At 69.9% G+C, this 2331-nt stretch carries 4 protein-coding genes; all 4 read left to right on the plus strand.

Going from position 1 to position 2331, the window contains the following annotated elements; genetic code table 11:
• A partial coding sequence (gene thiO / locus WA965_RS28840) for a glycine oxidase ThiO (protein ID WP_526448286.1) occupies positions 1 to 911 on the plus strand: 911 nt, incomplete at its 5' end.
• Positions 908 to 1105 carry a sulfur carrier protein ThiS gene (gene thiS / locus WA965_RS28845; RefSeq protein ID WP_526295410.1) on the plus strand — a complete coding sequence of 66 codons (198 nt, stop codon included), beginning with the start codon at positions 908 to 910 and terminating at the stop codon, positions 1103 to 1105. The genes thiO and thiS, both read left to right, overlap by 4 nt.
• A gap of 1 nt (position 1106) precedes the next feature.
• Positions 1107 to 1865, plus strand: a complete 759-nt coding sequence (locus WA965_RS28850; RefSeq protein WP_526295412.1) for a thiazole synthase — start codon at positions 1107 to 1109, stop codon at positions 1863 to 1865.
• A gap of 32 nt (positions 1866 to 1897) precedes the next feature.
• On the plus strand, positions 1898 to 2331 hold a 434-nt coding region (locus tag WA965_RS28855; protein ID WP_526448287.1), incomplete at its 3' end, for an SGNH/GDSL hydrolase family protein.

A 2331-nucleotide genomic window follows, 5' to 3' on the forward strand; every position in this document is an offset into this window, starting at 1 on the left:
GCGGGATGCTGGCGCCCCACAGCGAGGGTTGGCCCGGCGAGGAGCGCCTGCTACGGCTCGGGCTGGCGTCACTCGAGCTGTGGAAGCAGGGTTTCCTCGACGGGCTGCCGCCCGAGGTGGTGACCGCGCGGGAATCGCTCGTCGTCGCCGTGGACCGGGCCGACGCCGCGGATCTGAAGACCGTCGGTGAGTGGCTGACGACCCAAGGGCATCCCGTGGCACTGACCAACTCTGCACGCGACGTAGAACCCCTTCTCGCCCAAGGGATTCGACATGGATTCGTCGCCGAGACCGAGCTGGCGGTGGACAACCGGGCGGTGGTCGAGGCGCTCGCCGCGCACTGTGAGCGGCTCGGAGTGCAGTGGGCGCCCGCGGTCGGCGACCTGACCGAGACCGACTCCGCTGACGTCACCGTGATCGCCAACGGTATCGATGCGCCTTCTCTGTGGCCCGGCCTGCCGATCCGTCCGGTGAAGGGTGAGGTGCTTCGACTGCGCTGGCGCCGCGGGTGTATGCCGTTGCCGCAGCGAGTGATCCGGGCACGGGTGCACGGACGGCAGGTGTACATGGTTCCCAGGGAGGACGGGGTGGTGGTCGGTGCGACGCAGTACGAGCACGGCCGGGACACCGCTCCGGCGGTGACGGGGGTGCGCGAACTGCTCGACGACGCGTGCGCGGTGTTGCCCGGCCTGGGTGAGTACGAGTTCGCCGAGTGTTCGGCCGGCCTGCGGCCGATGACCACTGACAACCTGCCCCTGGTGGGCAGGCTCGACGCGCGGACCCTGGTGGCAGCGGGCCACGGACGGTCGGGTTTCCTGCTGGCTCCGTGGACCGCCGAGGCGATCGCCGCGGAACTCCGCGGCGAGCCGCTGCCCGAGGCCGCAGACATGGCAGGGGCATCGGCCCGATGAAGCTGACGGTGAACGACGAAGCGGTGGAGGTCGACGAACAGATGACGGTGGCGGGTCTGCTGGACCGGCTCGGAATTCCGGAGAAGGGCATCGCCGTTGCCGTCAATTGGTCGGTGATCCCGCGTTCACAGTGGCATACCGTGCTCGCTGACGGTGCAAAGGTGGAAGTGGTGACGGCGGTGCAGGGTGGCTGAAGTGTCAACCGGAAAATTGAGTATCGCGGGTCGGGAGTTCGGATCACGGTTGATCCTGGGCACCGGCGGGGCGGCCAACCTCGCGGTGCTGGAGGCGGCGTTGATCGCCTCGGAGACCGAGCTGACCACCGTGGCGATGCGCCGGGTCGACGCAGACGGCGGCACCGGCGTGCTCGAGCTGCTGGCCCGGATCGGTATCACCCCCCTGCCGAACACCGCCGGGTGCCGCGGGGCGGCGGAAGCGGTGATGACCGCTCAGCTGGCCCGCGAAGCGCTGCAGACCAACTGGGTCAAGCTCGAGGTCATCGCCGACGAGCGGACGCTGCTCCCGGATGGCGTCGAATTGGTCAGGGCCGCAGAGCAACTGGTCGACGACGGATTCACCGTGCTGCCCTACACCAATGACGATCCGATCCTTGCCCGCCGCCTGGAAGCCGCCGGTTGCGCCGCGGTGATGCCGCTGGGGTCGCCGATCGGCACCGGGTTGGGCATCGCCAATCCGCACAACATCGAGATGATCGTCGAGCAGGCGTCGGTGCCGGTGATCCTCGACGCCGGTATCGGGACCGCCAGTGATGCCGCTCTGGCGATGGAACTGGGTTGCGACGCTGTGCTACTGGCCACCGCAGTGACCCGGGCCGCCGATCCGGCCGTGATGGCCGCGGCGATGGCGGCCGCCGTCAAAGGCGGCTACCTGGCCAGGCAGGCGGGCCGGATCCCGAAGCGGTTCTGGGCGCAGGCGAGCAGTCCTGACCTGTGAGCACGAAGCGCTATGTCGCCCTGGGGAGTTCGATGGCGGCCGGACCGGGGATCCAGCCGCGGGTGCCCGGATCGCCGCGACCCGCGGGCCGGTCGGGTGCCAACTATCCGCACCTCGTCGCGGCGTCGCTCGGCCTGGACCTCGTCGACGTCACCTACTCGGGGGCGACCACCGCTCACGTCCTGCACGAACCGCAGCGCAGCGCCCCGCCTCAGGTGGATGCACTCGACGGCAGCGAGACCCTGGTGACGGTGACGATCGGCGGAAACGACGTCGGGTATGTGCCGATGCTGTTCGCGGCCGGACTGCCCCGACCGGTGCGGTCGATACCGTTCCTCGGAGCGAAGCTGCGTGAGCTCCTCGATCCGACGGCGCGCGACCGTGCCCTCGTCGAGGTGGGCGAGTCGCTCGTCGAGGTCGGTCGCACCCTGCGCCGCCGCGCCCCGCACGCGGCTGTGCTGTTCGT

Source organism: Mycobacterium sp. (assembly GCF_049683935.1).
Classification (GTDB): Bacteria; Actinomycetota; Actinomycetes; order Mycobacteriales; family Mycobacteriaceae; genus Mycobacterium.

Excerpts from the sequence above, each read along its gene's own strand:
- thiS (WP_526295410.1), top strand. The coding sequence starts at position 908 with ATGAAGCTGACGGTGAACGACGAAGCGGTGGAGGTCGACGAACAGATG.